Source organism: Methylibium sp. (assembly GCF_035762065.1).
Lineage (GTDB): Bacteria > Pseudomonadota > Gammaproteobacteria > Burkholderiales > Burkholderiaceae_C > Methylibium.
This window is the reverse complement of sequence record NZ_DASTPW010000010.1, coordinates 71,145-95,757: the sequence shown is the minus strand read 5'-3', so window position 1 is coordinate 95,757 and position 24,613 is coordinate 71,145. Positions and strand designations below refer to the sequence as shown.

Genomic DNA, 24,613 nt, shown 5'->3' with positions numbered 1-24,613 from the left:
CCATGTTGAGCCTGTTCGCCCGCAAGCCCCGTGACGAGGCGGCCGCCGACGCCGCGCCCGGGGCAGCCGCGCCCGACCTCGGCGCCGCGGTGCGAACGATCGCGCAGCAGGCCTCGCGCCTCGGCCGCGACGCCGCCGAGGTGCGCGGCCTGATCGACGACAGCAACCAATTGAACCGGCGCCAGGCGCAGGCGCTCGCGGCGCTCGCCGCGCAGCTCGGCGAGGTGCAGACCGCGCAGGACGGCATCGGCGACACGACCACCGCGAGCCTTGCGGCCGTCGAACGCGCGCGCTCCGCGGTGGCCCAGGTCGGCGCCGAGGTCGCCGGCATCGTCGACACGCTGCGCCAGGTGGCGGGTGCGGCCGGGCAGATCACCCAGATCGCGCTGCAGACGCGCCTGGTCGCGTTCAACGCCTCGGTCGAAGCCGGCCGCGCCGGCGAGGCGGGCCGCGGCTTCGGCGTCGTCGCCGACGCGGTGAAGGACTTGTCGGCGAAGGTCGAGGCCTCGTCGAAACAGATCATGGGCACGGTCGCCGAGCTCGATGCGCGCGTCGGCGCGCTCGCGCGCGAGATCCAGCTGCCCGCCGAAACCAACGGCGCGGCGGCAACGGGCAGCAGCTTCCACCGCGCGCTCTCCGAGGTGCAGGCCGGCGTCGCCGGCATCAGCGACGCGGCGGCGCAAAGCCGCGGCATCTGCGACGGCGTGCATGCGCAGATGGGCACGATCGACGCCGAGATGCAGCGCGCCAGCCAAGCGCTGGCGGCCGCCACCGGCCGCAGCGAATCGCTGCTGAAGCTGAGCGAGACGCTGATCGAGGTGCTGGCCGCCAGCGGCATCGACACCGAGGACACGCCCTTCATCCAGGCGGCGCAGCAGGCCGCCGGGCAGATCGGCAAGCTGCTCGAGGACGCGCTGCGCACCGGCACGATCGGCGCGGCCGAGCTGTTCGACGAGCAGTACCAGCCGATCGCCGGCAGCAACCCGCCGCAGCACCTGACGCGCTTCAACGCGCTGGCCGACCGGCTGTTCCCGCAGGTGCAGGAGCGCGTGCTCGGCTTGAGCCCGAAGGTCGTCTACTGCATCGCCGCCGACCGCAACGGCTACGTCCCGACCCACATCCGCCAGTACTGCATGCCGCAGCGGCCGGGCGATGTCGCCTGGAACACGGTGAACAGCCGCTGGCGACGCATCTTCAACGACCGCACCGGGCTCGCCTCGGCGCGCAACCAGCAGCCCTTCCTGCTCCAGACCTACCGGCGCGACATGGGCGCAGGCCACTTCGTCGTGATGAAGGAAGCGGCCGCGCCGATCACCGTGGACGGCCGCCATTGGGGCGGCGTGCGGCTCGCGTTCCAGTTCTGACGTCGCCGCCGCGACACGCCGGCCGCGCGCCGGCCGTGTGCAAGTGCCGCCGTCGCGCGCGCCGGGGGTCGGCCCGGGCCGACTTTCGCGCGGCCGGACGCACACTCGGGCCATGGTCAGCAGTTCGTCCGGTTCGCCCCTGCCGATCGCGAAGCGCAAATGGCTGCGCGATCTGCCGATCGCGCACAAGCTGGGCCTGCTGCTCGCGGTCTTCGTCTCGATGCTGATGACGCTCGGCCTCGTCGGCAAGCTGAGTTCGGACGCGCTGATCGCCGTGCGCGCCTACATCGCCGGCGAGAGCCAGTGGGCCAAGGGCCAGCGCGACGCGATCCATTTCCTCGAGCGCTACGTCCGCTCGCGCGACGACACCGACTGGTGGCGTCACGTCCAGGCGCTCGACATCAACCTCGGCGACCGGCGCGCGCGGCTCGAACTGGAAAAGCCGGAGTTCGATCGCAGCGTCGTCGTGGGCGGCTTCCTCGCCGGCCAGAACCACCCCGACGACATCGACTCCCTGATCTGGCTCTACCGCCACTTCCGCCACGTCAGCTACCTGGACCGCTCGATCCAGCTGTGGGCGCGCGCCGACGAAAGCATCCTCGCGCTGCAGGCCGAAGGCCGGCGCCTGCGCGCGCGCATCGAGGCCGGCGGCCTGAGCGAGGCCGAGGCGGCCGAGGCGCTGCTGCGCATCGAGCGGCTGAGCGAGCACCTCGCGCCGCTGGCCGACGACTTCACCCGCACGCTGGGCGAGGCCAGCCGCTGGATCGCCGGGCTGCTGCAGTGGCTGATGTTCGCGACCGGCGCGGTGGCGATGGCCGGCGGCACGGTGGTGATGCTGCTCCTGCGCCGCAGCATCGACCGCCAGCTCGACAGCCTGCGCGACGGCGCCTCGCGCGTCGCCGACGACGACCTGAGCCAGCCGGTGGAGATCACCTCGGCCGACGATCTCGGCCAGCTCGCCGCCCACTTCAATGCGATGCAGGACCGGCTGCGTGCGCACCGCGACGAGCTCGAGGCAAGCCGCGAGCGGCTCGAGCGTGCGGGAGAGGAAGCGCGCGGACTGGCGCTGCAGGCCGAGCTGGCCAGCCACGCGAAGAGCCAGTTCCTCGCGACGATGAGCCACGAGATCCGCACGCCGATGAACGGCGTGCTCGGCATGACCGAGCTGCTGCTGGGCACGCCGCTCGACGCGCGCCAGCGCCGCTTCGCGCAGGCCGTCTACCGCTCGGGCGAGGGCCTGCTCGAGATCATCAACGACGTGCTCGACTTCTCGAAGATCGAGGCCGGCAAGTTCGAGCTGGCGCCGGTCGACTTCACCGTGCGGGTGGTGGTCGAGGACGTGCTGGAACTGCTCGCGCCGCGCGCGCAGCAGCGCGGGCTGGAGCTGAGCCTGGTCGAGCGCGCCGGCCTGCCGGCGGTGGTGCACGGCGACGCGCTGCGGTTGCGCCAGGTGCTGACCAACCTCGTCGGCAACGCGATCAAGTTCACCGCGCACGGCGAGGTGGTCGTCGAACTGCGGCCGCCGTCGGGGCCGGCGCCGGCGCACGACGCGCCGGCCGGCGTCGACTGGTTCGAGTTCAGCGTGCGCGACACCGGCATCGGCATCGAAGCCGAGGTGCTGCCGCAGCTCTTCGCCGCGTTCAACCAGGCGTCCAGCGGCATGGCGCGGCGCTACGGCGGCACCGGGCTGGGCCTCGCGATCTCGCAGCGGCTGGTGCACCTGATGGGCGGCAGCATCGAGGTCGAAAGCCGCGTCGGCGCGGGCTCCGAGTTCATCGTGCGGCTTCCCATGGCGGCCGCGGTCGCGCCGCCGATCGCCGATGTCGAGGCGGTCGCGCTGCCGCCGCTGCGCGTGCTGGTCGTCGACGACCACGAAGCGGGTCGCGACCAATTGGTGCGCATGCTCGAAGCCTGGGGCACCGAGGTCGTGCCGGCCGCCGGGGGCGTGCAGGCGCTGGCGATCCTGTCGGAGGAGCGCACCAAGGGCGGCCGCTCCGCCGGCCAGCCGCGCAAGCGCTTCGACGCCGCGCTGATCGACATGCACATGCCGCGCATCGACGGCGTGGCGCTGGCGCAGCGGCTGTCGGCGATGGCGGAGTTCGCCGACATGAACATCGTGCTGATGGGCGGCGTCGGCGCGCGCGACGACGAGCAGCGCGCCCGCGCCGCCGGCTTCGAGCGCTTCGTGCACAAGCCGGTGCGCCAGGCCGAGCTGCGCCAGAGCATGCTCGGCGTGGCCGTCGCCGGCGCGCCGGTCGCGGCGCTCGCGCGGCGGCTCGACGGCCATGTGCTGGTCGTCGAGGACAACCCGGTCAATCAGGAAGTGATCGGGCAGATGCTGCGGCAGTTCGGGCTCAAGGTGCGGTTGGCGTCCTCGGCGGTCGCGGGCCTGCGCGCCTTGTGCGAGCACCGCTTCGACTTGATCATGATGGACATCCAGATGCCCGGCATGGACGGCGCCGAAGCGCTGCGGCAGTTCCGCCACAACCCCGGGCAGCGCTACAGCTTCCGCACGCCGGCCACCACGCCGGTGGTCGCCGTGACGGCCAACGCACTCGACGGCGACCGCCAGCATTTCATCGCCGTCGGTTTCGACGACTATCTCGCCAAGCCCTTCCGACAAAACGAACTGCACGCCATGCTGACCCAGAAACTCCCCGGCACCACCGACTCCCCCGCCGCCGAGGCGCCGCAGACGGCGCAGCCGGTCCGGGCCGCCGCAAGCCTGGACGCGCAGGCGCTGCAGCGGCTGCGCCAGCTCGACCCGAGCGGCAGCAACCGGCTGCTCGACCGCGTCGCCGACGCCTTCGAGACCTCGACGGCGCGTCTTTTGCCCCAGCTCGACGCGGCGCTCGCCGCCGACGACCTCGACGGCGTGAAGCATGTGGCACACACCTTGAAATCGTCTTCCGCCAGCATCGGCGCGCTCAAGTTGTCGGCCTTGTGCGCCGACATCGAAGGCATGATCCGCGGCCGCGAGACGGCCGGGCTCGATGCCCGCGTCGCCGAGATGCGCCGGGAAATCCTCACCGTCGGCGGCAGCCTTCGAGAGCTCCTCAAGCAGGCCGCCTGAGTCCAACAAACCACGCACGCTCGAGCGCCGATGAATCCGCATCCCGCCGCAGGAACCGAGCCGAGTGTCGGCGCGCGCGTGCTGCTGGTCGACGACGACGAAGTCAACCTGCTGCTGACCTCGATCGCGTTGCGCGAACGCGGCTTCGAGGTGACCGAGGCCACCGGCGGCGAACGCGCGCTGCAGCTGCTCGCCGAGGCGGCGCCGGACATCCTGGTCGTCGATGCGCAGATGCCCGGGCTCGACGGCTTCGAGACCTGCCGCACCCTGCGCTCGCTGTCCGGCTTCGAATCGCTGCCGGTGCTGATGCTCACCGGGCTCGACGACGAGGCATCGATCCTCAAGGCCTACGAAGCGGGCGCGACCGACTTCTTCGTCAAGTCCACGCAGTGGAGCCTGCTTGCCGGGCGGCTGCGCAACCTGCTGCGCTCGGCACGCACGCTGCTCGAGCTCGAGCGCAGCAAGTCGAAGCTCGCGCGCGCGCAGGACCTCGCGCGCATGGGCAGCTTCGAATGGCGGCGCGACCGGCGCGGGCTGCAGCTGTCGATCGAGGCGCAGCGCGTGTTCGGCCTCTCGTCGCAGGGCCGCTTCGACATGCGCGACCTGATCCGCATGGTGCCGGCCGACCAGCGCAGCGACTTCGTGCACCTGCTGCGCCGCACCGCGGTGCGCACCGTCGTGCTGGCGACCGACTTCTCGGTGACCTTGTCCGACGGCCGCGAGCGCGTGATCCACGTCGAGGCCGAGCCGGAATTCAACGAGCTCGGCGGGCTGTCCGGCTACGCCGGCATCGTGCAGGACGTCACCGACCGTCGCGTCGCCGAGGACAAGATCCGCCACCTCGCGAACTTCGACGCGCTCACCGGCCTGCCGAACCGCCGGCAGCTGATCTGGCGCGCCGAGCGTGCGGTCGAGCAGGCGCGGCGCGGCAACCACCAGGTCGGGCTGCTGCTGATCGACCTCGACCGCTTCAAGCTGATCAACGACACGCTCGGCCACAGCGCGGGCGACGAGTTGCTGGTGGAGGTCTCGCGGCGCTTGCGCTCCTGCGTGCGGCATTCGGAGCTGATGTACGACAGCCCGAACCACGACTCGCGCGCGCTCACGACGCACCGCTCGCTCGAGGCGGTGGGCCGGCTCGGCGGCGACGAGTTCGTCGCGCTGCTGCCGGAAGTGGGCAGCGATGCCGACGCCGAGCGCGTCGCGCAGCGCGTGCTCGACGTGATGCGCGAGGCGATCTTCGTCGCCGGCCAGGAGTGCTTCGTCACCGCGAGCGTCGGCATCGCGCTGTTCCCGCGCGACGGGATGAGCGTGGCCGACGTGCTGCGCAACGCCGACGTCGCGATGTATTCGGCCAAGGCCGCCGGCCGCAACGCGGCCTCGCTGTACATGCCGCACCTGGCCGGTCAGGGCCGGCGCAAGCTGGAGCTGGAGAGCGCGCTGCACAAGGCGATCGAGCGCGAGGAGCTGGTGCTGCACTACCAGCCCAAGATCGACGTGCGCAACGCGCAGATCGTCGGCGTCGAGGCGCTGATGCGCTGGAAGCGCGCCGGCGGCCCGCTGGTGCCGCCGCTCGAGTTCATCCCGATGGCCGAGGAGACCGGACTGATCGTGCCGATGAGCGAATGGGCGATCCGCGAGGCGATGCGCCAGTCGCGCGCCTGGCGCGAGCAGCACGGCATGGACATCTCGATCGCGGTGAACCTGCCCAGCCTGCTGATCGAGCGCACCGATCTCATCGCGCACATCGAGGCCGCCGCGGCCGAGCACGGCGTCTCGCCGCGCGCGCTGGAAATCGAGATCACCGAGACCGGCCTGATGAAGGACCGGCAGGACGTGATCGGCAAGCTTTATGCGCTCAACGCGATCGGCGTGGACATCTCCATCGACGACTTCGGCACCGGCTATTCCTCGCTCGCCTACCTGCCGACGCTGCCGATCGCCGAGCTGAAGATCGACCGCAGCTTCGTGCAGGGGCTGGGCGTGAAGATGAAGAGCCGCGCGGTCGTCACCGCGATCCTGGCGCTCGCGCATTCGCTGCGGCTGCGCGTGGTCGCCGAAGGCGTCGAGACGCTGGGCCAGATGCAGGCGCTGCAGGAACTGGGCTGCCACACGATGCAGGGCTTCCTGTTCAGCCGGCCGCTGCCGGCCGACGAGCTCGACCACTGGCTCGCGCAGATCGTGCTGCCGCGCAAGGCGCCGTGGATCGCGCAGTCGGAGGACGTCGAGGTGCTGCCGCCGGCGAACAGCGCCGGCGAGTTCACCGTCGTGCGGCCTTACCGCTCGGGCTCCGCGTGATGGACCACGCCCGTTGCGGCTTCGCCGCGCCCCGACGACGGGGTGCCCCGAACGGACCGGCAGTGCAGCGTCCGTCGCGCCTGCTTGCGGGGTGCCGGCTGGTGCGCCGCGCATCGCGCGAAACGCCGCGGAGCATGCGAGATGGAAGCCGCCGCTGCCCCTGAGACGGCCGGCGCCGACACCTCCGGCGACGCCTGGGCCAAGCTCATCGAGCGCGCGGTGCGCGGGCTCGAACGCGGCAGCAAGCAATGGACCACCGCGCGGCGCAAGGACAGCCTCTTTCGCGTGCTCGGCGGCAGCCGCAGCGACGCGCGCCGGCTGCATCACCGGCTGACGCAGCTGGTCGCGAGCTGGGACGGCGAGGCGCGTGACGAGCCGGTGACCGATCTCGCGGCGCTCGACGAGGCGGTGCCGCCGGTGCCGGCCGCGGTGAGGACCGCGCCGATCGAGATCGCGCCGCCCGCGCCGCCTTCGACGCCCGCTCCCCCGACCGCCTGGCCCGACGTCGCCGCGAGCTTCGGCGCGACGGTGCAGGTTGCGCTGCCGCGCAGCGAGCCGCGCGGGCGCGAGGTCGCGGACAAGCTCGCGGCCCTGCAGTCGCGGCTCGCCGCCGAGGGGCCGCAGCCGCATGCCGAAGCGATCGCCGCGGCCTGCGACGAGGCGCGGCGCGTGCTGCAGCACCGCCACCACCTGCTCGCTCAGCTGGGCGGCCTGGCGCGCGAGCTGACCGCGAGCCTGGCCGACCTGGCCGAAGACGACTCCTGGGTCCGCGGCCAGGCCGAGGTGATGCGCCGCGAGCTGCTCGAAGGCGACGCCGCCTTCAGCGCGCGCGGCGTGCGCTCGGTCGGCGAGCTGCTGCGCACCACGCGCGAGCGCCAGCGCACGCTGCGCAGCGAACGCGCCGAGGCCCGCATCGCGCTGAAGGCCTCGATCCAGCAGATGCTCGGCGAGATCGCCGCGCTGGGCGCGCAGACGGGGCGCTTTTCCGAGCGGCTCGGCCGGCACGCCGCCGCGATCGAGAGCGCCGACTCGCTCGACACCCTGGCCGATACCGTGCGCGAACTGGTCGCCGAGAGCCGAGCGGTGCACGAGGACGTGAGCCGCTCGCAGCAGCGCCTGGCGAACGAGCAGCTGAAGGCCGACGCGATGCAGCAGCGCGTCGCCGCGCTGGAAGACGAGATCCGGCGCCTGTCGAGCGAGGTCTCGACCGATCCGCTGACGCAGATCGCGAACCGCCGCGGCCTGCTCGCTGCCTTCGAGGCCGAACGCGGCAAGCGCCAGCGCGCGGTCCACGCGGGCGGAACGCCCGCTCCCGGCAATGAGGGCGAGGCGGCGGTCCTGTCGGTCGCGCTGATCGACCTCGACAACTTCAAGAAGCTCAACGACCGCCTCGGCCACGCGAACGGCGACGAGGCGCTGAAGTTCCTCAGCCGGCGCGTGCAGCTGACGCTGCGCCCCGGCGACACGCTGGCGCGCTACGGCGGCGAGGAGTTCGTCGTGCTGCTGCCGGCCACGCCGGTGGACGAAGCCCAGCGCGTGCTCACCCGCGTGCAGCGCAGCCTCTCGGCCGAGCTGTTCATGAGCGATGCCGAAGGGCAGGTGTTCGTCACGTTCTCGGCCGGCGTCACCGCCTGGCGCGGCGAGGAGGAGACGCTCGTGCAGGCCCTCGAACGCGCCGACGAGGCGCTGTACGAAGCCAAGCGCACCGGCAAGAACCGCACCTGCATCGGCTGACGCGGGGATGACCGCGCGGTGACCACGCGATGACCGCCGGCGGCGGCCCGCCGCAGCAACCTTACTTCGCACACGGCAATCAAGCGCTTGCTTGAATCGATTCAAGCATGTGCTTGAATCCGGGCCTCGACGCCACAGGTCGCAGGCCCCGCCGATGCCCTCACGAACGACAAGCCCTCGCAAGCCGGTGTTGAAGGCGGGTGCGGCCTCACGCGCCCGGACCGGCGCGAAAACCGCTGCGCCGCGCGTGCCGCCGCGCATCGCGGCCGAGGCCGACCCGCGACGGCGCCTGGTGCTCGCCGCGACCGAGGTCTTCGCGCGCGACGGCTACCGGCGCGCGACCACGCGCGACATCTGCGACCTCGCTGGCGCCAACGTCGCCGCGATCCACTACCACTTCGGCGACAAGGCGGGCCTCTACCGCGAGGTACTCGAAGCGCCGATCCGCGAGTTCGTCGCCACCTCGAGCCGCTTCGAGCGGCCCGAGATCCCGCTGCGCGACGCACTCGAAGCCTTCTTCCGCGCGCAGCTGGAGCCGCTGCTCGAAGGCGCCGACGCCGACCCGTTCTTCGTGATCCTCGCGCACGAGATGGCCGAGCCCAGCGGCGTGCTCGCGACCACGCTGGCCGAGGCGATCGAGCCGCACCAGCGCGCGCTCGAACGGATGCTGCAGCGGCACGTCGGCGCCGCGCGCATCGACCTGGACATCGAGACGCTGGCGATGGTGCTGGTGGCGATGGGCTCGCATTTCGTGATGACGCGCCAGGTGACGCACGCGATCCGGCCGCGGCTGATCGGCAGCGACGCCGCGGTGCGCCGGCTGGTCCGGCGGCTCGCGGAGCAGGGCGCCGCGCTGGTGGATCACGAGCGCGCGCGCCGTGCCGCCGCCGCGCCGGCGGCCGGCGCGGGCTCGGCGTCGAAGGGAACGCCATGACGCTTGCACGACGCCCCGCGCCCTGCCTGCGCATCCGCGCGGCGCTGCTGGCGCTCGCCGCGGTCGCGCTGGCCGGCTGTGCCGCGGTCGGGCCGGCGCATCGCGCGCCCGAGCCGGCGCAGGCGGTCGCCTGGCAGGCACCGCTCCCCGCGCCCGGCAGCGCGCCCGTGGCGCCGGCGCCCGCCTGGTGGCAGGCCTTCGACGATCCGACGCTCGCGGCGCTGCAAGGCGCGGCGCTGGACGGCAGCCCCTCGGTCGCGCAGGCGCTGGCGCGCGTCGAGCAGGCGCGCGCCAGCGCGGTGCAGGCGCGGGCGGCCGCGCTGCCATCGCTCGCGGGCAGCGCCGGGATCACCCGCTCGCGCAGCCTCGGCACCGGCGTCGGCGGCGGCGATCCGTCGGCCGCCGGCAGCGGCGCGGTGATCTCGACCAGCACCAGCGCCGCGGTGGATCTGAACTGGGAGATCGACCTGTTCGGCGCGGTGCGCCGCAGCCGCGAGGCCGCGCTCGCGCGGCTCGACGCGCGCGTCGCCGATGCCGAGGCCGCGCGGCTCGCGCTGGAGGCCGAGGTCGCGAGCGCCTACCTCGATCACCGCGCTTGCCTGCAACTGGCCGAGACGGCCGAGCGCAATGCCGACTCGACCGCCGACACCGTGAAGTTCACCCGCTTCAAGACCGAGGCCGGCTTCACCGCGCCGGCGGCGCTGGCGCGCATCGAAGCCTCGCTCGCGGAAGCGCGCAGCCGCGCGACGCAGCAGCGCGGGCAGTGCGAGCTGAACGTCAAGCAGCTCGTCGAGCTGACCGGGCTCGACGAGCCGGCGCTGCGCGCGCGGCTCGCGCGCGTCGCGGCCGGCGGGCTGCCGCAGCCGGCCGCCCTGCGCATCGACGCAGTGCCGGCGCGGGTGCTCGAGCGCCGGCGCGATCTCGCCGCCGCCGAGCGCAGCCTGGCCGCGGCGAGCGCCGACATCGGCGTCGCGGTGGCCGACCGGCTGCCGCGCCTGAGCCTCCTCGGCAGCATCGGCCGCACGCGCTTCGAGGCCTACGGCTCGCGCAGCGAAGGCCCGACCTGGTCGATCGGGCCCTCGCTCAGCCTGCCGCTGTTCGATGCCGGCCGGCGCGCCGCCGAAGTCGATGCGGCACGCGCGCGCCATGCCGAGGCCGAGGGCAACTACCGCGCGGTCGCGCGTGCCGCGGTGCGCGAGGTCGAGCAGGCGCTGGTCAACCTCGACACCGCGCTCAAGCGCGCCGACGACGCCCGCGCCGCGGCCGATGGCTACGCGCGCTACTTCGAATCGATCGACGCGCGTTATCGCGTCGGCGCCGCGAGCGTGCTCGAACTCGAAGAGGCGCGGCGCACGCTGCTCGCCGCGCGCGAGGCGCTGATCGGCGTCGAGCGCGATCGCATCGGCGCATGGATCACGCTGCATCGCGCGACCGGCGGCGGCTGGCGCGCGGCCGACGAGCAGGCGGCCACGGCCGGCGCAAGCTCGTGATCGCGCGTCTTCGCCTTCTTCTTTCTTCGCAGGCGCCCGCGGCGCCCGGGAGGGTTCGCTGATGATTTCGATCGATCGTTTTCGACGGCACCCGCGCCTGTGGCTGGCGGTGCTGGCCGCCGCCGTCGCCGCGCTGGTCGCGCTCGTCCTCGCGCGTGGCGCCGGCAATGCCGCCGAGCCCGAGGCGAAGAAGCCCGGCAGCGGCGCCGCCGCGGCCCCGCGGCCGGCGCTGGCCGTCACCGTCGAGCGCCCGAGGAGCGAGCGCTGGGGCCGCACGCTCGGCGGCCACGGCAACGTCGCCGCCTGGCAGGAGGCGGTGATCGGCGCCGAGGCCAACGGCCAGCGGCTGGCCGAGCTGCGCGCGAGTGTCGGCGACGTCGTCAAGCGCGGCCAGGTGCTCGCGCGCTTCGCGACCGAGACGCTCGAAGCGCAGCTCGCGCAGCAGCGCGCGGCGCTTGCCGAGGCCGAGGCCGCGCTGGGCGAGGCGCGCGCGAACGCCGAGCGCGCGCGCCAGCTGCAGGCCACCGGCTCGCTGAGCGGCCAGGAGATCACGCAGTACCTGACCGCCGAGCGCACCGCCGAGGCGCGGCTCGCGGCGGCGAAGGCGAGCCTGGAGGCCCAGCGCATCGCGCGGCGCCAAGCCGAGGTGCTGGCCCCCGACGACGGCGTGATCAGCGCGCGCAGCGCGACCGTCGGCGCGGTCGTGCCGGCGGGCACCGAGCTGTTCCGGCTGATCCGCCAGGGCCGCCTCGAATGGCGCGGCGAGTTCCTCGCCTCGGAGCTCGGCCGCATCGAGCCGGGCCAGACGGTGATGCTCGGCCTCGACGAGAACGCCGGCGGCGACGCGGTCCGGCCGGCGCGCATCGAAGGGCGGGTGCGCATGGTCGGCCCGACGGTGGACACGACGAACCGCACCGCGCTGGTCTACGTCGACCTGGCGCCGAGCCCGCGCCTGCGCGCCGGCATGTTCGCGCGCGGCGAGATCACGCTCGGCGCCGCGCCCGCGCTTACCGTGCCGGCCACCGCGGTGGTCGTGCGCGACGGCAACGCGCTGGTGTACCGGCTCGGCCAGGGCGGCCGGGTGCAGCAGACCGCGGTCGTCACCGGCCGCCGCCAGGGCGAGCGCGTGGAGATCCTGCAAGGCCTGGGGGCCGACGCGACGGTGGTCGTGCGCGGCGCCGGCTTCCTGATCGACGGCGACGTGGTCGCGGTGCAGGACGCCCCGCCTGCCACCGGCAACGCGCCGCCGGCTTCCGAGCCGGCCTCGCCCGGCACGCCGCCGAAGGCCGCGACCGCGGCGCGCACCACCTGAGGCGCGGAGACCGCGATGAACTTCTCCGCCTTCTCGATCCGCAACCCGATCCCGGCGATCCTGCTGTTCGGCCTGCTGACGATCGCCGGCCTGATGGCCTTTCGCGGCGCGAAGGTGCAGGACTTCCCCGACATCGAGCTGCCCGCGGTCACCGTCACCGCGAACCTGCCGGGCGCTTCGCCCTCGCAGCTGGAGACCGAGGTCACGCGGCGCATCGAGGATTCGATCGCGACCATCGGCGCGGTCAAGCACATCACCTCGACGGTCACCGACGGCAGCTCGTCGACCACCGTCGAGTTCGTGCTCGAGAAGGACGTCGCCGAGGCGGTCAACGACGTGCGCGATGCGGTCGCCCGCATCCGCACCGACCTGCCGACGGAACTGGAAGAGCCGGTCGTCTCGAAGATCACGCTGACCGGCCTGCCGATCCTGCGCTACACCGTGCAGGCCCGGCCTGCCGACGCGGACGCGGGCGCCGCGGGCGACGAGCTGCAGCTGAGCTGGCTGGTGGACAACACGGTCGCGAAGCGCTTGCTGTCGGTGCCGGGCGTCGGGCAGGTCGCGCGCATCGGCGGGCTCGACCGCGAGGTGCGCGTCGAGGTCGATCCGGCGCGGCTCGCGGCCTTGAACGTCACCGCGGCCGACATCTCGAGCACGCTGCGCCAGGTGCAGCTCGAGTCGGCCGGCGGGCGCACCGACCTCGGCGGCGCCGAGCAGTCGGTGCGCACGCTCGGCACGGTGCGCACCGCCGAGGAGGTTGCGCAGATCGAGATCGCGCTCGCGGGAGGCCGGCGCGTGCGCCTGGCCGACGTCGCCGAGGTGAAGGACACCGGCGCCGAGCGGCGCTCGCTCGCGCTGCAGGGCGGCGAGCCGGCGGTCGCCTTCGAGATCACCCGCAGCAAGGGCGCGAGCGAGATCGACGTCGGCAGCGGCGTGCGCCTCGCAATCGAGCAGCTCGCGGCCGAGCATCCGAACGTCGTCTTCACCGAGGCGACGGAGAGCGTGACGCCCGTCGAGGACAACTACGAGGGCTCGATGCACCTGCTGTACGAAGGCGCGGTGCTCGCGGTGCTGGTGGTGTGGCTGTTCCTGCGCGACCTGCGCGCGACCTTCGTCGCCGCGGTGGCGCTGCCGCTGTCGATCATCCCGACCTTCCTCGCGATGAAGTGGTTCGGCTTCACGCTCAACACGGTGACGCTGCTGAGCCTGTCGCTGGTGGTCGGCATCCTGGTGGACGACGCGATCGTCGAGGTGGAGAACATCGTGCGCCACCTGCGCATGGGCAAGAAGCCGCTGGAGGCGGCGCTGGAGGCGGCCGACGAGATCGGCCTCGCGGTGATCGCGACGACCTTCGCGCTGATCGCCGTGTTCCTGCCGACCGCCTTCATGGACGGCATCGCCGGCAAGTTCTTCAAGCAGTTCGGCTGGACGGCCGCGATCGCGGTGTTCTTCTCGCTGGTGGTCGCGCGCCTGATCACGCCGATGATGGCCGCCTACATCCTCAAGCCGCTGCCCGAGCAGCAACGCGACGGCTGGGTGATGCGCCGCTACCTCGCGGCGGTGCGCTGGTGCCTGCGGCACCGCTGGATCACCTCGATCGGCGCAGGTGCCTTCTTCGTCGCCTCGATCGCGCTGGTGCCGCTGCTGCCCACCGGCTTCATCCCGCCCGCCGACCGCAGCCTGACCGCCGCGTCGATCGAACTGGCGCCCGGCAGCACGCTGGAGGAGACCCGCGCGACGGCCGAGCAGGCGCGCGCCTTGATCGTGCAGAGCCCGGAGGTCGCGAGCGTGTTCACGGCCATCGGCAGCGCGCAGGCCGGCGGCGGGCCCGGCGGCGGCCTTTCGCAGGCCGGCGAGGTGCGCAAGGCGCAGCTCTTCGTCAAGCTGGTCGGTCGCGGCGAGCGCGACACCTCGCAGCAGGACGTGGAGGGCGCCTTGCGCGAACGGCTGGCCGCGATCCCGGGCGCGCGCATCACGGTGGGCAGCGGCGACTCGGGCGAGAAGCTGCAGCTCGTGCTCTCCGGCGACGAGCCGCGCAGCCTCGCGCAGGCCGCGCAGGCGATCGAGCGCGAGCTGCGCACGCTGCCCGGGCTGGGCAACGTCACCTCCACGGCCAGCCTGCTGCGGCCCGAGCTCGTCGTGCGGCCCGACTACGCGCGCGCCGCCGATCTCGGCGTGACGGTGCAGGGCATCGGCGACACGCTGCGCGTCGCGACCGCCGGCGACTACGAGGCCCAGCTCGCCAAGCTCAACCTCGACGAGCGCCAGGTGCCGATCCGCGTCCGGCTGCCCGAGGCGGCGCGCAGCGATCTGGCGACGATCGAGCGGCTCGCGATGCCGTCGTCGCGCGGCGCCCCGGTGCTGCTCGGCAGCGTCGCGAGCGTGCGGCTCGACAGCGGGCCGGCGCAGATCGACCGCTACGACCGCTCGCGCAATGTGACGCTCTCGGTCGAGCTCAACGGCCGCGCGCTGGGCGACGTGGCGAAGGAGGTCGACGCGCTGCCGTCGCTGCGCGCGCTGCCCGCGGGCGTCAAGCGCCAGGCGAGCGGCGATCTCGAATCGCAGCAGGAGCTGTTCGGCAGCTTCGGCCTCGCGATGCTGACCGGCGTGCTGTGCGTCTACGTGGTGCTGGTGCTGCTGTTCAAGGACTTCGCGCAGCCGGTGACCATCCTCGCCGCGCTGCCGTTGAGCCTGGGCGGCGCCTTCGTCGCGCTGCTGATGACGCAGCAGGCGTTCTCGATGCCTTCGCTCATCGGCCTGCTGATGCTGATGGGCATCGTCGCGAAGAACTCGATCCTCCTGGTGGAGTACGCGGTGATGCAGCGCCTGGCCGGCATGGATCGCCTCGACGCGCTGCTCGACGCCTGCCACAAGCGCGCGCAGCCGATCCTGATGACGACGCTGGCGATGATGGCCGGGATGCTGCCGATCGCGCTCGGCATCGGCGCCGACCCGAGCTTCCGTGCGCCGATGGCGATTTCGGTGATCGGCGGGCTGCTGACGTCGACGCTGCTGAGCCTGCTGGTGATCCCGGTCGTCTACACCCTCGTCGACGACGCCGAGCACCTGCTCGGGCGGCTGCGGCGCCGGCACCGGCCGGCGCCGGCGGCGGCCTCGTGATTCAGGCTTGCTGGGCGAGCGGCTCGTCGCTCGCCGACGCGAACCGCGCGCCAATCGCCTGCGCGACGCGCAGCGCGTTCGCCGCGATCGTCAGGCTCGGGTTGGTGCCGCCGCTCGACGGGAAGAAGGACGCATCGACGACGTAGAGGTTGTCGATGCCGTGCGCGCGGTTGTCGCGGTCGAGCACGCTGGTGGCCGGGTCGTCGCCGAAGCGGCAGGTGCCGCAGGCGTGGCCGAAGTTCAGGTTGTGGCGAAAGCTCAGCCAGCGCAGCCGGTGGTGGGTGCGCAGCTTGCGGCTGAGCAGGTCGCGAAAGCGCCGCGCGCGGCGATCGAGCTCGGCCGAGTAGCGGTACTCGAAGCGCACGCCGCCGGGCGCCGCCTCGTCGCGCAGCACGCGGTTGTGCCAGTAGGGCAGGTCTTCGGTGATGGTCGCGAACAGCGTCGAGCCGCGCAGCGTGCGGCCGATCGCCGCCGCCGCCAGGTGCAGCAGCGCGCGCACCGGCAGGCGCAGCACGCGCGGCAGCCTCGGCATGCGCTCGAGCAGCTGCGCGTAGACCATCCCCGGCTCGAGCGTGATGCCGATCGACTGGAAGGCGCCGAGCTTGCCGCCCGCGTCGAGGTAGAAGTCGTTGGTCGCGACCGCCTTCTGCGGCCCGACGCCCGGCTGCGGCAGCCGCGGGCGCACCGCGGCGAAGTCGGTCGCGTGGAACATCAGGTTGCGGCCGACCGCGCCGGAGCGGTTCGCGAGACCTTCGGGCCAGTGCGCGCTGGTGCTGGCCAGCAGGATGCGCGGCGTCATCAGCGCGCCGGCGGCCAGCACGACGAGCTCGGCGCGCACCAGCAGCTCGCGGCCCTGCCAGTGGACGCGCACGCCGTGGGCACGCTGCGCGTCGGCCTCGACCGCGACCGCCTCGCAATCGGCGACCAGCGTCGCGCCGTGCTCGCGCAGCGCCGGCTCCAGGCAGGCGCGCCGGGCGTCGCTCTTGCAGCCGTGCTCGCAGATCCGCCCGCCGCAGCCGACGCAGTCGTCGATGAAGTCGCAGGCCACGTGCGCCTGGTAGGCCTTCAGGCCCAGCTCGCGGAACGAGCGCATGAAGTGCACGTCGCGCGCCGACATCGGCGGCGGCTCGCGCAGCGTCGTCGCCGCATCGGGGTCGAGCGGGTCCGCCGAACCGCAGACGCGGAAGAGCCGTTCGGCCTGCCGGTACCAAGGCAGCATTTCGGCATGGCTGACCGGCCAAGCCTCGGGCAGCGTCGAGCCGTTCAGGTCGGCGAAGTGGCCGCGCGGCTCGAAGTCGGCGGCGAACAGGCGCTCGAGCTGGGCCGCGTAGAGCAGCGTCGAGCCGCCGGTGCCGCAGCCAAGCGAGGGCAGCACGTCGACCGCGCCGCGATTCGTCTGGCCATGCAGCCGCGTCGGCCAATGGCCGCGGGCCATGCGCGCCTGCGGCGCTTCGTCGTCGGCCCCCACCGGCGCCAGCGGGGCTGGCGCACGCCGCATGAGGTCGTGGCCGCGCTCGATGAACAGCACCCGCCGCCCTTGCGCCGCGAGCGCGAAGCCGAGCGTCGCACCCCCCATGCCGGTGCCGACGACCACCACCTCCCAGATCTGCTCATGCCACTCGGTCGTCATGTGCTTCCTCCCTTTTTCCCCGCAGCCGCGTATTGGCGCCGACGGCGCGCCCGCGGGCCATCCAAGGAATGGGGGAGTGGCCGGGCATAGCGGTTGCTGGCTGGACGCCCGCAAGAGCCACAGGAGCAGCCATGTCCACCAAGCAGTTGAAGGCCGGCGACGCGGTCGAGTGGAAGACGTCGCAAGGCAAGACCGAGGGCACCGTGGTGCGCAAGGTCACGCACACCGACAAGGTCAAGGGCCACACCGCCAAGGCCACGCCCGACGCGCCGCAGTACGAGGTGCGCAGCGCGAAGAGCGGCGCCACGGCGATCCACAAGCCGGGGTCGCTGAAGAAGAAGGGCGGCTGAGGTGAGCGGCGCCGCGACCCGCGACGACACGCTCGCGGCCTTCGACGAAGCGGTCAACATGACCGCCGGGGAGATCGAGCGCTGGCTGGAGCGCGACGAGTCGAAGGAGGTGGGCTGGCGCGACGCCGACGGCAAGGAGTCGGTGGGCCACCAGTCGGGCCGGCGCATCGTCGAACTGCTGAAGACGAAGCGTGCCGAGCTGGACGACGACGACCTGCAGCACATGCGCAAGGTCGTCGGCTACGTCAAGCGCCACATGGCGCAGCGGCCCGCGGGCGACGTGCGCGACACGCGCTGGCGGTGGTCGCTGATGAACTGGGGGCACGATCCCCTGAAGCGATAGCGCACAGGCGCGTGGCGGGGCTGTGAGACTGCCCGCGCCCACGTCGCTGCGCGACATGAGCTTCGGCGCAACGCCTGCGGCGTCGAACGAACCCAAGGTCTGGCGGAAGCGGTGGGATTCGAACCCACGGACGGTTGCCCGTCGCCGGTTTTCAAGACCGGTGCCTTCAACCGCTCGGCCACGCTTCCGGAGCGGCGATTGTCGCCGTGCTAACCCGGCCGTTGCGCCGGCTCGCAGTCGATCTGGATCAGCTCGCGCCGGCCTTCGTCCACCCGCATCGCGGTGAGCTTGCCGCCCCAGACGCAGCCGGTGTCGAGCGAGAGCAGGTCGGGTCGCTCGAGCAGGCCGAGCGTCGACCAGTGGCCGAAGGCGATCGGCACGCCGGCGGTCTTGCGCCCGGGCGCGTCGAACCAGGGCACGAGGCCCTTCGGCGCCTTCGTCGCGCCGTCCTTGGCCTTGAAGTCGAGCGCGCCGTGTTCGTCGACGAAGCGGATGCGCGTCAGCGCGTTGACCGCGAAGCGCAGGCGGGCTTCGCCTTCGAGGCCTCCGCGCCAGCGCGCCGGCTCGTTGCCGTACATCGTGTGCAGGAAGTCGCCGAGGCCGGGGCCGGTGAGTTGCGTTTCGATCTCGCGGGCCAGTCGAAGCGTGAGCTCCAGGTCCCAGGCCGGCGCGACGCCGGCATGCACGCACAGCCAGCCGTCGGCCTGCAGCGCCATGCGGCGGTGGCGCAGCCAGTCGATCCAGGCCGCGCGTTGCGGCGACTCGAGGATCGCGCCCAGCGTGTCTTTCGTGCCCGGCTCGCGCACGCCGTGCGCCACCGCGATCAGGTGCAGGTCGTGGTTGCCGAGCAGGCAGGTCGCGCTGTCGCCAAGGCCCGAAAGCCGTTGCAGCACCGCGAGCGATCGCGGCCCGCGGTTGACGAGGTCGCCGAGCGCGACGAGCTGGTCGCGCGAGGGCGAGAAATCGATCGTCGCGAGCAGCCGCTCGAGGGCGTCGCAGCAGCCTTGCAGGTCGCCCACGAGGTAGCGCATCGGTCGATTCTGCTACGCTGAAACCCTCCCCACCTGGTGTTCCACGCGCCCTCGTCGCGAGGGCGGCGCGGCCTGCATGGACGTTCTGCTGCTCGGCTTCCTGATCCTGCTGAACGGCGTGTTCGCCATGTCCGAGATGGCGCTGGCCGCAAGCCGCAAGGCGCGGCTGCAGGTCATGGTGGAGACCGGCGATGCCGGCGCGCGGGCCGCGATGGAACTGCACGACGAGCCGACCAAGTTCCTGTCCACCGTGCAGATCGGCATCACCTCGATCGGCGTGCTCAACGGCATCGTCGGCGAGGCCGCTTTCTCGCAGCCGCTGGCCGCGTGGCTGAAGCACAGCTTCGATGCGCCGCCGCGCGCGGCCGACATCGGCTCGCTCGCTCTCGTCGTGGTGATCATCACCTTCCTCACGATCATCTTCGGCGAGCTGGTGCCCAAGCGCATCGGCCAGCTCTATCCGGAGACGGTCGCGCGCCTCGTGGCGCGACCGATGCGCGGCCTTTCTTTCGCGACACGGCCCTTCGTCAAGCTGCTGTCGAGCACGACCAACGCCATCCTCGGCCTGCTCGGCGTGCGCGAGACGGCCAACCGCGGCGTCACCGAAGAGGAGATCGCCGCAAGCCTGGAAGAGGGGCTCGACGCCGGCGTGATCGAGGCGCACGAGCACCAGATGGTGCGCAACGTCTTCCGCCTCGACGAGCGCCAGATCGGCTCGATGATGATCCCGCGCGGCGAGATCGCCTGGCTCGACGCGACCGTGCCGGTCGAGCAAGCGCTGGCGATCATCGGCGCGCACGAGCACTCGCGCTACCCGGTGTGCCGCGGCGGGCTCGACGAGGTGCTGGGCGTCGTCGGCGCGCAGCACCTGCTGCGGCAGGTGACGAGCGGGCGCCCGTTGAGCCTCACCGAAGGTCTGCAGCCCTCGGTCTTCGTGCCCGAGACCTTGACCGGCATGGAACTGCTCGAACAGTTCCGCGGCTCGACGACGCAGATGGTCTTCGTCGTCGACGAGTACGGCGAGGTGCAGGGCGTGATCACGCTGCGCGACGTGCTGGAGGCCATCACCGGCGAATTCACCACGCCGACCGCCGAGGACTCGTGGGCGGTGCAGCGCGCCGATGGCTCCTGGCTGATCGACGGTCTGATCCCGGTGCCCGAGCTGAAGGACCGGCTCGACCTGCGCGGCCTGCCCGACGAAGGCCGCGGGCGCTACAACACCCTGGCCGGCATGACGATGCTGCTGCTCGGCCGGCTGCCGCAGGCGGCCGACGTCGTCGAGTGGGACGGCTGGCGCTTCGAGGTGGTCGACATGGACGGCAAGCGGGTGGACAAGCTGCTCGTCAGCCGTGCGCCCGAAGCCGACAACCCGCGCCTGAGCGCGCCCCACGGAGCCCACGGATGAGCCAGGCGAACGACCTCTACCTCGACCCGGTCGCGCTCGACCGGCACGCGCACCGGGGCAAGCGCCTCGATCGCGAGCGGCTCGCGCCGCGCTTCGCGAAGCTGCATGCCTGCTTCGTCGCCGCGAGCGAGTTTCCGGAAGCCTCGAAGGAGTACGTGATCGGCTTCGTCGAGACCCGCTCGCCGGCCGCGCCGCCGGACGCACCGCTCGAAGTGAGCCCGATCGCGCTGCTGGGCCTGCGCGAGAACGAGAACCTGTTCCTGCCGCCCGACGGCGCCGGCCGCTGGGACGCGCGCTACGTGCCGGCCTTCATCCGCCGCTACCCCTTCGCCTACGCGCGCGACGCCCAGGGCCAGGCCGCGGTGCTCGTCGATGCCGGCTACGAAGGCCTGAACGACGCGCGAGGCGAGCTGCTGGTGCAGGACGACGGCGAGGCCACGCCCTATCTGAAGGACACGATCGGCTTTCTCGATGCCTTCGAGGCCGAAGTCGAGCGCACGCGCGGCTTGTGCCGCCGGCTCGTCGAGCTCGGCCTGCTGAAGTCGGTGCAGATCGACGTGAAGCTTGCCGACGGCCGGGCGCTGAACGCCGGCGGGCTGCAGGTGATCGACGAGACCCGGCTCAAGGCGCTGTCCGATGCGACGCTGCTCGAGCTCGCCCGCAACGGCGCGCTCGGCCTGCTGCATGCGCACCTGATGTCGACGACCAACGTGCAGCACCTGACCGAGCGGCTCGGCGCGCGCCTCGGCCCGGCCTGACCGGCCGGGCGTCGTCTCAGGCCAGCGCCGGCTCGGCCAGCGTGAACAGCAGGTCGCCGGGGCGGCCGTCGGGCAGTGCGTCGCTGCGCTGGGCGGCCAGTCGGGCGTCGTCCTGCACGCCGCGCCAGGCGATCTCGGCGGCGAGCTTCTCGAGCAGCTCGACGTTCGCGCGGATGCGCGCGCGGAAGGCTTGGTCGTCGAGCGCGTCGCGCAGGCCCCGGTTGAGCTCGGCGAACCACGGCAGGCTGGCCTGGTCGAGCATCGGCGCGGTCGGCCGCGGCTCGCGGGCCGGCGCGGTGGCCGGCGGCATCGTCTGCTCGCCCCAGGCGCGCAGGAAGCCCTGCATCGCATCGTTGACGCGACGTGCGCGCATCAGCGGCTCGCGCAGGTCGGCCAGCGCGGCGCGGTCGGTCAGCCGCTGCTGGAAGAACAGCGGGCACATCACGCCCCAGTAGTAGGTGTAGTCCCACAACACCTTCACCGGCATCACGCGCGGGTTGCCGAACAGCGGGTACTGGTCGCGGTACAGCGCGAGCGAGCTGTCGTAGAGCGAGCGCAGCATCTCGTCGTAGAAGCGTGCGTTGGTCCGCGTGGGTTTGCCCGCGCGATCCTGCGCGACGAGTTCGGTGATGTAGGTGTTCGCGATGGCGATGAAGTCCGAGCCCGGCGAATAGAAGGGGTCGAGGAAGCGGCCGGCGTCGCCGGTCAGCGCCCAGCGCTCGGACGACAGCAACTGCTTGCAGCCGTACGAGTAGTTCTTGAAGAACGCGAAGTCCATCAGCTTGTCGCGATGCGCTTCGAGCACTTCATGCACGCAGGGCTGGTACTGCGCGATCCACTGCATCGCGCGGTCGTAGGTGTTCATGGTCTCGAGCGGATGCATCTTCGCGTCGCAGACGATGCCCACCGAATGCGCGCCCGAGCCGAGCGGGATCAGCCAGAGCCAGTACCCCGGCCCGCACAGGTGGTTGGTGGACAGCCAGCGCGCGGCCGGCGAGCAGCGCGCGCGCCAGGCCGGGTCCTCGACCCAGTTGTCGACGTCGAGCCGCGCATCGATTCGGAACCACACCGCGTTCGCGTCGTGGCCGTTCGCTTCGGCGAGGCCGAGCTTCTTCTTCAGCAGCCCGGCGCGGCCGGCGGCATCGACGAGCCAGCGCGCATGCAGCGTGCGCTCGTCGCCCGACTTCGAGGCGACGGTGACCTGGTGGTCGCCCTCGGCATCGAGGTCGATCGTCTTCACCGTCGCGCCGTCCTCGAAGCCCACGCCGCGGCGCTGCGCCTCTTCGGCCAGGAAGTTCTCGAACAGGCCGCGGTCGATCTGCCAGCTCGGGGTCGTGAGGAAGCGGCTGGCGCCGAGTTCGGTCGCGCCGCCCAGGTGCTCGTGGCCTTCGCTGAAGAAGAAGCGGAAGCCGAACTTGCGCAGGTGCGCGCTGTCCAGGTGGGCCTTCAGGCCGAGCGTCTCGGCGAAGTAGTGGGCGCCGATCTCGACGCTGGATTCGCCGATCTTGTGCGCCGCGACCGGCACCGGGTGCTCGCGCCGTTCGACGATGCGCACGTCCAGATCGGGCATCGACTGGCGCAGCTGCAGCGCGAGCGTCAGGCCGGCGAGGCCGCCGCCGAGGATCAGTACGTCGGCGCGCGCCGCGTGGCTCGAAGAAAGGGTCATCGTGGGTACTCCTGAATCCCGCGCAAGCCTTCGTCGGGGCCGAAGATGCTAGCAGTGAGCCCCATGCCGGACGCGAGCGGGAAGCCGAGCGAAGCCGGGGTTTCGCGGGCGAGCGCCGCGAACAGCGGCAGGCAGGGTGCGAGCGGATTGTCGATCGGCCAGGGCGGCGCCTGCGGCGCCGGCCCGGCCGCGTCGAGCCGCAACCCAAGCCGCGGCCCGCGCGTCGCGAACGGTGCAAGCACGAGCGCCGCGCCAAAGCTCGAGCCGCTGATCGCCATGCTCGCGAGCGGGCCGGAGGCCTGCGCGTCGTAGGCGACGAACAGCACCGGCCGCTGCTCGCTCGCCGCCTGCACGCCGGCTTCCAGCAGCCCCGCGGCGAAGCTGTGCTGCCAAGCGCTGATCGCGGTCGAGGCTTCGGTGCAGCCGGCGCCGATCGTCCAGTAGCCCGAGGCCGCGTTGTGCACCGAGTTGTGGAAGCGCGTCGGCGACATCGCCTCCGGCTGCGCAGCCAGCGTGCGGCAGATCTCGTCGGTCAGGCCCAGCTCCCCGTGGGTGGAGGCGAAGACGGAGAGCAGCGTCGAAGCCTCGATGCCCGCCTGCGCACAGGCCTCCTCCGCGACCGCGATCGCGACGCGTACCGAGGCCGACGCGCGGCGCCGCTCGGCTGTCGCGAGCAGCGTCATCGGCGCCGGACCCGGCATCGCAAGCGGCCAGCCGGCGTCGCCGCGCAGCACCGTGCGCGCGGCGGCCCAGCCGGGCAGGCCCTCGGCCCAGAGGCCGACGCCCAGCACGCCGAGGTCGATCGCGCCGGCGCTCATCGGCGCGCTCCTTCGAGCGCGGCACGGTCCTTCGCGAACGCGAGCACCGCGTTGCTGCCGCCGAAGCCGAAGGAATGGCTGAGCGCGACGCGCAAAGGGCGGGCTTGCGGCGCAGGGGCGAGCAGCGCGCGGAAGGCCTCGGGCAGCTCGGCATCGGCCGCGTCGAGCCCCGTGCTGCCAGGAACGAAGCCGTGTTCGAGCGCGAGCAGCGTGATCACGGCTTCGACGATGCCGGCCGCGCCGAGCGTGTGGCCGGTGAGCCCCTTGGTCGAGCTCGCCCGCGTCGGCGCCGCGAAGTGGCGCGCGACCATCGCCGCCTCCGTCGCGTCGTTCTTCGGCGTCGCGGTGCCGTGCAGGTTCAGGTAGTCGATCGAGCCGGCGTCGAGCCCGGCGCGCGCCAGCGCATCGAGTGCCGCGCGTTCGGCGCCGCGGCCCTCCGGATGCGGCGCGGCCATGTGATGCGCGTCGGACGACTCGCCCCAGCCGATCAGCAGGGACCGGGCCTCGTCGTCCGCGCCCGCGCGTTCGAGCAGCGCGTAGCCACCGGCTTCGGCCAGGCTGATGCCCTGGCGCCGCGCATCGAAAGGCCGGCAGCGTTCGGGCGCGACGAGCTGCAGCGCGTGGAAGCCGTAGAGGATGCTCTGGCACAGGCTGTCCACGCCGCCGACGACCGCCGCATCGACCAGCCCGAGCCGCAGCAGCCGCTCGGCCTGCGCGAACACCTTGGCGCTCGACGAGCAGGCCGTCGCGACGGTGCAGCAGGGGCCGCGCGCGCCGAGGGCTTCGCGCACGAAGCCGCCGAGCGAATGCGGCGTGTGCACCTCGGGCCGCTGCAGGTCGGGCGGGAAGCCGCCATCGGGCGCGAGCCGCGCATAGGCCTCCTCGCTCGCGCCGATGCTCGAGGTGCTGGTGCCGATCAGCACCGCGACGCGCCCGGGGCCGTGGCGCGCGATCGCCGCACGGGCCGCGTCGAGGAAGCCGTCCTGCTGCAGCGCGAGCCAGGCGAGGCGGTTGTTGCGGCAGTCCCAGCGCGCGAGCCCGCCCGGCAGCGGCGCGTCCTCGACGCCTTCGATGCGCCCGATGAACGCCGCGATCGGCGTGCGGCTGAAGTCGTTCGGCCGCAGGCCGCTGCGGCCGTCGCGCAGCGCGTCCAGCAAGGCCGCGCGGCCGGCGCCGGCGCAGGTGGTCGCGGTCCATGCACGCAGCACGATCGGCGTGATCGGGCGCACGGCGGGGCAGGGGGGTGCGGCGAGGTCGGCCATCGGGGCTGCGAAGATACCGTCCGCG

Annotated in this window: 17 protein-coding genes and 1 tRNA gene; 12 read left to right on the top strand and 6 right to left on the bottom strand. The window is 72.7% G+C overall.

What is annotated here, in order from left to right; translation table 11 throughout:
• The first annotated feature begins 2 nt into the window (after positions 1 to 2).
• The 8 genes from VFR90_RS03755 to VFR90_RS03720 all read left to right on the top strand — a co-directional run bounded on the left by VFR90_RS03755 (position 3) and on the right by VFR90_RS03720 (position 15,325).
• A complete protein-coding gene (locus VFR90_RS03755) occupies positions 3 to 1,364 on the top strand; it encodes a methyl-accepting chemotaxis protein (RefSeq protein WP_326404675.1) in 1,362 nt (453 codons plus the stop codon).
• Positions 1,365 to 1,476: 112 nt separating this feature from the next.
• Positions 1,477 to 4,437 (top strand): response regulator, encoded by a 2,961-nt coding sequence (locus VFR90_RS03750; RefSeq protein ID WP_326404674.1) that lies wholly within the window; start codon positions 1,477 to 1,479, stop codon positions 4,435 to 4,437.
• Between the two features lie 30 nt (positions 4,438 to 4,467).
• Positions 4,468 to 6,735: a putative bifunctional diguanylate cyclase/phosphodiesterase gene (locus tag VFR90_RS03745; protein WP_326404673.1), complete on the top strand. Its 2,268-nt coding sequence runs from the start codon at positions 4,468 to 4,470 to the stop codon at positions 6,733 to 6,735.
• Positions 6,736 to 6,876: 141 nt separating this feature from the next.
• Positions 6,877 to 8,469, top strand: coding sequence for a GGDEF domain-containing protein (locus tag VFR90_RS03740; RefSeq protein WP_326404672.1), 1,593 nt, complete (start codon positions 6,877 to 6,879; stop codon positions 8,467 to 8,469).
• A 247-nt stretch (positions 8,470 to 8,716) separates the two neighbouring features.
• Positions 8,717 to 9,403: a TetR/AcrR family transcriptional regulator gene (locus tag VFR90_RS03735; protein WP_326404671.1), complete on the top strand. Its 687-nt coding sequence runs from the start codon at positions 8,717 to 8,719 to the stop codon at positions 9,401 to 9,403.
• A complete protein-coding gene (locus tag VFR90_RS03730; protein WP_326404670.1) occupies positions 9,400 to 10,893 on the top strand; it encodes an efflux transporter outer membrane subunit in 1,494 nt (497 codons plus the stop codon). The genes VFR90_RS03735 and VFR90_RS03730 overlap by 4 nt, the downstream gene beginning before the upstream one ends.
• 61 nt (positions 10,894 to 10,954) lie before the next feature.
• Positions 10,955 to 12,205, top strand: coding sequence for an efflux RND transporter periplasmic adaptor subunit (locus tag VFR90_RS03725; protein WP_326404668.1), 1,251 nt, complete (start codon positions 10,955 to 10,957; stop codon positions 12,203 to 12,205).
• A 15-nt stretch (positions 12,206 to 12,220) separates the two neighbouring features.
• Complete coding sequence (locus VFR90_RS03720) at positions 12,221 to 15,325, top strand: efflux RND transporter permease subunit (protein WP_326404666.1); 3,105 nt, start codon at positions 12,221 to 12,223, stop codon at positions 15,323 to 15,325.
• Between the two features lies 1 nt (position 15,326).
• On the opposite strand, the gene VFR90_RS03715 is transcribed toward VFR90_RS03720, so the two are convergent.
• Positions 15,327 to 16,955 carry a GMC oxidoreductase gene (locus tag VFR90_RS03715; protein ID WP_326404664.1) on the bottom strand — a complete coding sequence of 543 codons (1,629 nt, stop codon included), beginning with the start codon at positions 16,953 to 16,955 and terminating at the stop codon, positions 15,327 to 15,329.
• Positions 16,956 to 17,086: 131 nt separating this feature from the next.
• Between VFR90_RS03715 and VFR90_RS03710 the strand changes: the two genes are divergently transcribed.
• Positions 17,087 to 17,305 carry a hypervirulence associated TUDOR domain-containing protein gene (locus VFR90_RS03710; protein WP_326404663.1) on the top strand — a complete coding sequence of 73 codons (219 nt, stop codon included), beginning with the start codon at positions 17,087 to 17,089 and terminating at the stop codon, positions 17,303 to 17,305.
• Position 17,306: 1 nt separating this feature from the next.
• Positions 17,307 to 17,648 (top strand): DUF3140 domain-containing protein, encoded by a 342-nt coding sequence (locus tag VFR90_RS03705; protein WP_326404662.1) that lies wholly within the window; start codon positions 17,307 to 17,309, stop codon positions 17,646 to 17,648.
• Positions 17,649 to 17,748: 100 nt separating this feature from the next.
• Here the strand turns inward: VFR90_RS03705 and VFR90_RS03700 are convergent.
• Positions 17,749 to 17,836: transfer RNA gene (locus VFR90_RS03700), tRNA-Ser, on the bottom strand.
• A 21-nt stretch (positions 17,837 to 17,857) separates the two neighbouring features.
• Positions 17,858 to 18,679 (bottom strand): symmetrical bis(5'-nucleosyl)-tetraphosphatase, encoded by an 822-nt coding sequence (locus tag VFR90_RS03695; RefSeq protein ID WP_326404661.1) that lies wholly within the window; start codon positions 18,677 to 18,679, stop codon positions 17,858 to 17,860.
• A 76-nt stretch (positions 18,680 to 18,755) separates the two neighbouring features.
• Here VFR90_RS03695 and VFR90_RS03690 point away from each other — a divergent pair, with 76 nt between their 5' ends.
• Together VFR90_RS03690 and VFR90_RS03685 are read left to right on the top strand one after the other, a co-directional pair.
• On the top strand, positions 18,756 to 20,084 hold the full coding sequence (locus VFR90_RS03690; protein ID WP_326404660.1) for a hemolysin family protein: 1,329 nt from the start codon (positions 18,756 to 18,758) through the stop codon (positions 20,082 to 20,084).
• Entirely contained in the window at positions 20,081 to 20,842 is a 762-nt protein-coding gene (locus VFR90_RS03685; protein WP_326404659.1) for a SapC family protein, read from the top strand. Before VFR90_RS03690 ends, VFR90_RS03685 begins: the two co-directional genes overlap by 4 nt.
• A gap of 16 nt (positions 20,843 to 20,858) precedes the next feature.
• On the opposite strand, the gene VFR90_RS03680 is transcribed toward VFR90_RS03685, so the two are convergent.
• Genes VFR90_RS03680 through VFR90_RS03670 form a run of 3 tightly spaced genes read right to left on the bottom strand, consistent with a single transcriptional unit; the run spans position 20,859 to position 24,555 of the window.
• Entirely contained in the window at positions 20,859 to 22,508 is a 1,650-nt protein-coding gene (locus VFR90_RS03680; RefSeq protein ID WP_326404658.1) for an NAD(P)/FAD-dependent oxidoreductase, read from the bottom strand.
• Complete coding sequence (locus tag VFR90_RS03675; protein WP_326404657.1) at positions 22,505 to 23,326, bottom strand: beta-ketoacyl synthase chain length factor; 822 nt, start codon at positions 23,324 to 23,326, stop codon at positions 22,505 to 22,507. The genes VFR90_RS03680 and VFR90_RS03675 overlap by 4 nt, the downstream gene beginning before the upstream one ends.
• A complete protein-coding gene (locus VFR90_RS03670; protein ID WP_326404656.1) occupies positions 23,323 to 24,555 on the bottom strand; it encodes a beta-ketoacyl-ACP synthase in 1,233 nt (410 codons plus the stop codon). Before VFR90_RS03670 ends, VFR90_RS03675 begins: the two co-directional genes overlap by 4 nt.
• Positions 24,556 to 24,613 lie beyond the last annotated feature (58 nt).

Excerpts from the sequence above, each read along its gene's own strand:
- VFR90_RS03675 (WP_326404657.1), bottom strand. The coding sequence starts at position 23,326 with ATGAGCGCCGGCGCGATCGACCTCGGCGTGCTGGGCGTCGGCCTCTGG.
- VFR90_RS03720 (WP_326404666.1), top strand. The coding sequence starts at position 12,221 with ATGAACTTCTCCGCCTTCTCGATCCGCAACCCGATCCCGGCGATCCTG.
- VFR90_RS03750 (WP_326404674.1), top strand. The coding sequence starts at position 1,477 with ATGGTCAGCAGTTCGTCCGGTTCGCCCCTGCCGATCGCGAAGCGCAAA.
- VFR90_RS03685 (WP_326404659.1), top strand. The coding sequence starts at position 20,081 with ATGAGCCAGGCGAACGACCTCTACCTCGACCCGGTCGCGCTCGACCGG.
- VFR90_RS03710 (WP_326404663.1), top strand. The coding sequence starts at position 17,087 with ATGTCCACCAAGCAGTTGAAGGCCGGCGACGCGGTCGAGTGGAAGACG.
- VFR90_RS03745 (WP_326404673.1), top strand. The coding sequence starts at position 4,468 with ATGAATCCGCATCCCGCCGCAGGAACCGAGCCGAGTGTCGGCGCGCGC.
- VFR90_RS03690 (WP_326404660.1), top strand. The coding sequence starts at position 18,756 with ATGGACGTTCTGCTGCTCGGCTTCCTGATCCTGCTGAACGGCGTGTTC.
- VFR90_RS03725 (WP_326404668.1), top strand. The coding sequence starts at position 10,955 with ATGATTTCGATCGATCGTTTTCGACGGCACCCGCGCCTGTGGCTGGCG.
- VFR90_RS03715 (WP_326404664.1), bottom strand. The coding sequence starts at position 16,955 with ATGACGACCGAGTGGCATGAGCAGATCTGGGAGGTGGTGGTCGTCGGC.
- VFR90_RS03740 (WP_326404672.1), top strand. The coding sequence starts at position 6,877 with ATGGAAGCCGCCGCTGCCCCTGAGACGGCCGGCGCCGACACCTCCGGC.
- VFR90_RS03680 (WP_326404658.1), bottom strand. The coding sequence starts at position 22,508 with ATGACCCTTTCTTCGAGCCACGCGGCGCGCGCCGACGTACTGATCCTC.
- VFR90_RS03695 (WP_326404661.1), bottom strand. The coding sequence starts at position 18,679 with ATGCGCTACCTCGTGGGCGACCTGCAAGGCTGCTGCGACGCCCTCGAG.
- VFR90_RS03755 (WP_326404675.1), top strand. The coding sequence starts at position 3 with ATGTTGAGCCTGTTCGCCCGCAAGCCCCGTGACGAGGCGGCCGCCGAC.
- VFR90_RS03730 (WP_326404670.1), top strand. The coding sequence starts at position 9,400 with ATGACGCTTGCACGACGCCCCGCGCCCTGCCTGCGCATCCGCGCGGCG.